General features: G+C 70.2%; 6 protein-coding genes. 4 read left to right on the forward strand and 2 right to left on the reverse strand.

Annotated features, from left to right (window positions below):
• Window positions 1-1,183 (reverse strand): YhgE/Pip family protein (locus tag E3T37_RS03920; protein ID WP_194087842.1); only part of this gene is annotated, 1,183 nt, incomplete at its 3' end.
• On the reverse strand, window positions 1,180-1,887 hold the full coding sequence (locus E3T37_RS03925) for a hypothetical protein (protein WP_174776175.1): 708 nt from the start codon (window positions 1,885-1,887) through the stop codon (window positions 1,180-1,182). The genes E3T37_RS03920 and E3T37_RS03925, both read right to left, overlap by 4 nt.
• Before the next feature lie 206 nt (window positions 1,888-2,093).
• Between E3T37_RS03925 and E3T37_RS03930 the strand changes: the two genes are divergently transcribed.
• The 4 genes from E3T37_RS03930 (at window position 2,094) to E3T37_RS03945 (ending at window position 5,534) form a co-directional block, all read left to right on the forward strand.
• Window positions 2,094-2,687: a TetR/AcrR family transcriptional regulator gene (locus E3T37_RS03930; protein WP_134365537.1), complete on the forward strand. Its 594-nt coding sequence runs from the start codon at window positions 2,094-2,096 to the stop codon at window positions 2,685-2,687.
• A gap of 8 nt (window positions 2,688-2,695) precedes the next feature.
• Complete coding sequence (locus E3T37_RS03935; RefSeq protein ID WP_134365538.1) at window positions 2,696-3,190, forward strand: DUF3151 domain-containing protein; 495 nt, start codon at window positions 2,696-2,698, stop codon at window positions 3,188-3,190.
• Window positions 3,191-4,477, forward strand: coding sequence for an adenylosuccinate synthase (locus E3T37_RS03940; RefSeq protein WP_134365539.1), 1,287 nt, complete (start codon window positions 3,191-3,193; stop codon window positions 4,475-4,477).
• Between the two features lie 397 nt (window positions 4,478-4,874).
• Window positions 4,875-5,534, forward strand: coding sequence for a GNAT family N-acetyltransferase (locus E3T37_RS03945; RefSeq protein WP_134365540.1), 660 nt, complete (start codon window positions 4,875-4,877; stop codon window positions 5,532-5,534).
• The last annotated feature ends 238 nt before the right edge of the window (window positions 5,535-5,772 follow it).

Below are 5,772 nucleotides of genomic sequence, written 5' to 3' on the forward strand. Positions count from 1 at the left end.
CGCCGGTCGCCCCGGCGGCGGTCTGTGCCGCCCCGGCGGCGAGCGTCCGGCTCGAGGCCGGGAGCGGGTCGAGCTGGGTTTTCAGGCCGGTGGTGAGGGCGCGGCCGGTGGCGAGTCCGCCGTCGACCGGGTCGAGCTGGGCGAGCACGGCATCGATCTGCGCGGCGCTGAGGCCGTCATCCGTGAGTCGCGCTCGGATGGCGTCGCGGGCGTCGACCAGGGAGCCGGCCGCGCCGGCGAGCACCGAGTCCGCCTGGTCGGCGGCCGCGGCCAGCGCGGGGGAGCCGTCCGCCAGTTTCTCCGTGCCCGCGGCGACCGCGGTGCTGCCGTCGGCGACCTGGCCGGTTCCGGTGGCCAGCGAGTCGAGCCCGCTGGCGAGCCCGGCGGCTCCGTCGGAGACCTGGCCGGCGCCGGCGGCCACCTGACCCGTGCCGGTCGCGAGGCTGCCGATCCCGGTCGCGAGTGCGCTCGCCCCGTCGAAGACCTGGCCGGTGGCGGTGGCGAGCCGGCCCGTGCCCGTGGCGAGCGTGCCGGTTCCGGTGGCGAGCTGCGCGGCGCCATCGGCGAGGCTGGTGCTCCCGGTGCCGGCGGAGGCGATGCCATCCGTCACCTTGCCGGCCCCGTCGGCGGCCGTGCCCAGGCTCGAGCGCACGTCGGAGAGGCCGATCAGGAGCCGGTCGGCGGCCTCCTTGTTGACCTTGGCGACGATGGCCTCGCGGATGGTCTGCGCCGCCTGGCTGCCGATGGTGGAGGCGAGGTAACTGTTGGTGTCGTTCGTGGTCAGCCTGATGGTGGCCCGGGTGGGGGTCTCGCCGGCCGACGAGGCGATCGACTCGGAAAAGTTCCGGGGGATGGTGACGCTGAAGTCGTAGGTCGCGTCGGCGACGCCCGCTTTGCCGGCGGCGGCGGAGACCTGGTGCCACCCGAAGGTGCCGTCGTCGATCAGCTGGGTGGCCACCTCGTGGCCGTAATTGTGCTCCGCGCCGTCGACCTGGGCGCCCGTGTCGGAGACGATCAGGGCGACCGGCACGCGGTCGAGGTCGGCGTACGGGTCCTGGTTGGCCCACAGGTAGAGGCCGCCGTAGAGCACGGGCACGAGCAGGAGGGCGAGCAGGGCGATGCGCGACATCACGGTGGCGGTCAGCCGGGCGAGTTCGGCCCTGACCATGGCGAGGATCTTCATCGGGCGTCGGCTCCGGCGTGGGCGTGGGTGAGTGCGGGGTTCGCGGCGGGAGTGCCGGGCCCGCTCGGAACGATGGAGACGGCCTCGCCGGAGGTCGTCACGACCAGGTCGGGGTCGAGGGCCGCGATCGCGTGCGCGGACGCGTCCCCGGCGATGACGAGAACGGCATACCCGCGGGCGCTGAGCCCGTTCGTGACCGTCCACCAGCCCAGCGGGTCGCCGCCGTGCCGGTCGGGAGAGCAGATCACGAGGCCCTCGACCCCGTCGCGCAGCACGGCGAGTTCGGTCAGCAGACGGATGCGCGCATCCGGTTCCAGATCGGCCATGCTCGAGCGGGCCTCGTCGGCCAGACCGAACGCGGCCAGCATCCGGGCCACGGCACGGCGGTGGCCGATCCGCCCGGCGAACATGAGCTCCTCGGCCACGACCTCGGCCACCGTGATGTCCGCGGCCGGCTCGCAGACGCCGGGGGCGTCGACGAGGGCGACCAGGCTGCGGATCGCGCCGTAATCGGTGCGGTCGTCGACGGTGACCGTGCCGGAGTCCGGGCGCATCCGGCCGGAGGCGATCAGGCCCAGCACGGTCGGGCGGCGTTCCGTCTCGGCCCGGGCCAGTGTGACCGTTCCGGTGTGGAACTCGAGGGAGGTGAGGGGGAGGGCGGCCCGGTTCGGACCCTTCGAGACCTCGCTGAGGGTGACGCGCATGCTGGAGCCTTCGTGTTCGGGGGAAGGTTCCTCAGGCTAACTGACTAGTCAGTACAAAAGCAACCCGGGGGGAGAGGATCACCCCGTCGTCACAGGCTGTGACCGGTCTGCGCGAGCCGAGCACCGGAGCCATCGACTCTAGACTGTGGGTCTCGGGTGCCGTTCTCGCGCTCCTGCTGGTCGGCTCGATCGCGAAAGGAACTCCCATGGCACGTGCCACCGGAACGAAGCGCGCCATCCTGGACGCCACGCTGGAACTGGCCGCGACCAAGGGCATCAGCGGCACCACGATGGACGAGGTCGCCGAGCGGGCGGGGGTGGCCAAGGGCAGCCTGTACTACAACTTCAGCTCGAAGGACCGACTGTTCGAGGAACTGCTGCTGGAGGGGGTCGGTGCGCTCGCCGAGATCCTCCGGGCGGCCCGCGGTGACCTGCGGGGGCGGGCGGCCATCGAGGCGCTCGTCGGGGCCCTGCTCGACCGGATCGCATCCAACCCTGCGCTGGCGAAGCTGATGGCCTCGGAGATCTTCCGCACCGACCGCACCTGGCAGAAGTCGCTGTTCGCGCTGCGGCACGAGGCCCTCACGGTCTTCGTCGAGGCGATCGCCGAGGCGAAACCGGAGTCGAGAGACCACGGCACGTGCGGCCTGATGGCGTCGAGTGTGTTCGGTGCGGTGCTGATGGCCGGCCTCGAGTGGCTGGTCTTCGAGCCCGAACGCCCCCGCGACGAGGTGGCCGCCGCGATCCTCGACTCCCTCTCCGGTGGGCTCCTCGGCGGGGATCGGCCCGCACCGCGTTAGGATCGAGTGTGACCGGCGACAACTTGATTGAGCAGCCCGAGACCCTTCTTCCCGCGGAACCGGAGGTGATCGAGGCTCTGCGGCGAACCACCGGCGAGGAGCTGGCAAGCGTCGTGGCGCAGCATCCGAAGTCCTCCCTGGCCTGGGCCGTGCTCGCGGACGCCACCCACCTGGAAGGTCGCACGCTGGAGGCGTACGCCTACGCCCGCGTCGGCTACCACCGCGGCCTCGACGCGCTGCGCAAGGCCGGCTGGCACGGGCACGGCCCGGTGCGCTGGACGCACGAACCCAACCGCGGTGTGCTGCGCGCGCTCTACGCGCTGCGCCGCGCCGCCGGCGAAATCGGTGAGCAGGACGAGTTCGACCGCCTGACTATTTTCCTGAACGACTCCGATCCGACCGCGATCAGCCGCATCGACCAGCAGACCATCACGCCGGACGGCTACCGAGCCACCGACCCGGCCCCGCCCACCGAGGCGTTCTTTATCCGAGGAGAAAACTAAATGCCAGCGATCGTTCTGATCGGCGCCCAGTGGGGCGACGAGGGCAAGGGCAAGGCAACCGACCTCCTCGGCAGCCGCGTCGACTACGTGGTGAAGTTCAACGGCGGTAACAATGCCGGCCACACCGTCGTCATCGGCACCGAGAAGTACGCGCTGCACCTGCTGCCCTCCGGCATCCTGACCGCCGGTGTCACCCCGATCATCGCCAACGGCGTGGTCGTCGACATCGAGGTGCTCTTCGAGGAGCTCGACGCGCTGATCTCCCGCGGCGTCGACGTGTCCCGGCTCAAGGTGAGCGCCAACGCGCACATTATCACCCAGTACCACCGCACGGTCGACAAGGTCACCGAACGTTTCCTCGGCAAGCGCCAGATCGGCACCACCGGCCGCGGAATCGGTCCCACCTATGCCGACAAGATCAACCGCGTCGGCATCCGCGTGCAGGACCTGTTCGACGAGAACATCCTGCGCCAGAAGGTCGAGGGCGCCCTCGCCCAGAAGAACCACCTGCTGGTCAAGGTCTACAACCGCCGCGCGATCTCGGTCGACGAGATCGTGGAAGACCTGCTCAGCTACGCCGAGCGGCTGCGCCCGATGGTCGCCGACACAGCGCTGCTGCTGCACGAGGCCCTCACCGAGGGCAAGACCGTGCTGTTCGAGGGCGGCCAGGCCACGATGCTGGATGTCGACCACGGCACCTACCCGTTCGTCACCTCCTCGAACGCGACCTCCGGCGGCGCGGTCACCGGATCGGGCATCGGCCCGAACCGGATCGACCGGATCATCGCCGTCGTCAAGGCCTACACGACCCGCGTCGGCGCCGGCCCGTTCCCGACCGAGCTGTTCGACGAGTCCGGCGAGTTCCTGCGCGCCAACGGCTTCGAGTTCGGCACCACCACCGGTCGCCCGCGCCGCTGCGGCTGGTACGACGCCCCCGTCGCCCGCTACACCGCCCGCATCAACGGGGTGACCGACTTCGTCCTGACCAAGCTGGACGTGCTCACCGGTCTCGACGTCATCCCGGTCTGCGTCGCCTACAGCGTCGACGGCGTGCGTTTCGACGAGGTGCCCGTGTCGCAGTCGGACTTCCACCACGCGAAGCCCATCTTCGAGAACTTCCCCGGCTGGACCGAGGACATCACCGGCGCGCGCACCTTCGAAGACCTGCCGCGGAACGCGCAGGCCTACGTGCTCGCCCTCGAAGGGATGAGCGGCGCGCGCATCTCGGCGATCGGCGTCGGACCGGGTCGAGACGCGATCATCTCGCGGCACGATCTCGTCGACTGATGTAGTTCGTACTTGTCCCGAGCGCTTCCCGTTCCCTTCTGTGCTTTTCCGTTCGCTTCTGTGGCCGTTCCGGTCGAGAGTGCCCGCTCCGGCGGTCACTCTCGACCGGAACGGCCACTGTCGTTGCCAGGGGTGCTCTCCGCGGCCGGTGCGGCCAGTGCGGTTTCGGCCGCGCGGCGGGCCTGCGGTTTCGGGCGCGCGGCGGGCGGGTCGAGTGCCCGGGAAAGCCGCACCGACCGCAGCCCGGCCCCTGACGAATTCGACGGAGATTTTGCTGCCCGGAGCCGGGAAACGGCCCGAGGCATCCGTTTTCGTGAAAATCTCCGTCGAATTCGTTCGCGACGATCTGACTGCTGCCGTTCATTCGGCGGCAACCTGGCGCTGCCACAGTGTCGGAATGACTGCCGAACGACCTCAGAGCATCGCCATCGTGGGCCACTTCGTGCGGCTCGAACCCCTCACCCGAGCGCTGCTGCCGGAGCTGCGTGACGCGATCGCGCATCCGCTCGTCTTTGAGGGCGGATTCGGCGGCGGACCGGGTGGATTGCGGGCCGGCCTCGGCGAGTTCGCCGGCTGGGCGGATGCCTACGTGCAGTGGGCAGGGCTGCCCTACGCGGTGCGCCTGCTGGGTGGTGCGCACGACGGTGACCTTGTGGGCATGTCCACGCTCGGCGACCTGCACCTGGCGAACGAGTCGGCCCACCTGGGATGGACCGCCTATAATCCCCGGGTCTGGGGCACCGCCGTCAACGCGGAAACGAAGCTGCTGCTGCTCGGGCTGGCCTTCGACCACGGTTTCGGGCGGGTGAAGATCCAGGCTGATGTGATGAACGTGCGGTCCTGCGCGGCCGTCGCGGGCGTCGGCGCCACGTATGAGGGGATCGTTCGCCGTGAGCGGCGCCGGGCGGACGGCAGCTGGCGGGACACCGTGGTGTTCTCGATCCTCGACAGCGAGTGGCCCCGGGTGCGAGCCGGGCTGCGGGCGAGGCTCGACGGGTACGGTGCACAGCCGGTCGAGTATCGGCAGCGGCCATTCGAAACGAGCGACGCGGCCTGACGGCGCGGTGCCGGTGCGGGCCGCGAGCCCCGCGCCTGCGTGGGGGCGGGCTCCGGGCTCCGGGCTGCGTGCCCTGACGAATTCGACGGAGATTGTGCTGCCCGGAGCCGGAAACCGGCCGGCAGCATCCGTTTTCGTGAAAATCTCGGCTCTCCTGCTGCATCTGTGGGTCTTTCGGAGCGCCTTAACGGCCGCACGCCGCTTCCTGTCTAGGTTTCTGACTGTCAAGGAAAGAAAC

Origin of the sequence: Cryobacterium sp. TMT2-10, assembly GCF_004403075.1 — a bacterium.
In the GTDB taxonomy this organism is placed as follows: domain Bacteria; phylum Actinomycetota; class Actinomycetes; order Actinomycetales; family Microbacteriaceae; genus Cryobacterium; species Cryobacterium shii.

Bases quoted from the DNA above. Each gene is read 5' to 3' on its own strand.
- E3T37_RS03930 (WP_134365537.1), top strand. From the start codon at position 2,094: ATGGCACGTGCCACCGGAACGAAGCGCGCCATCCTGGACGCCACGCTG.
- E3T37_RS03940 (WP_134365539.1), top strand. From the start codon at position 3,191: ATGCCAGCGATCGTTCTGATCGGCGCCCAGTGGGGCGACGAGGGCAAG.
- E3T37_RS03945 (WP_134365540.1), top strand. From the start codon at position 4,875: ATGACTGCCGAACGACCTCAGAGCATCGCCATCGTGGGCCACTTCGTG.
- E3T37_RS03925 (WP_174776175.1), bottom strand. From the start codon at position 1,887: ATGCGCGTCACCCTCAGCGAGGTCTCGAAGGGTCCGAACCGGGCCGCC.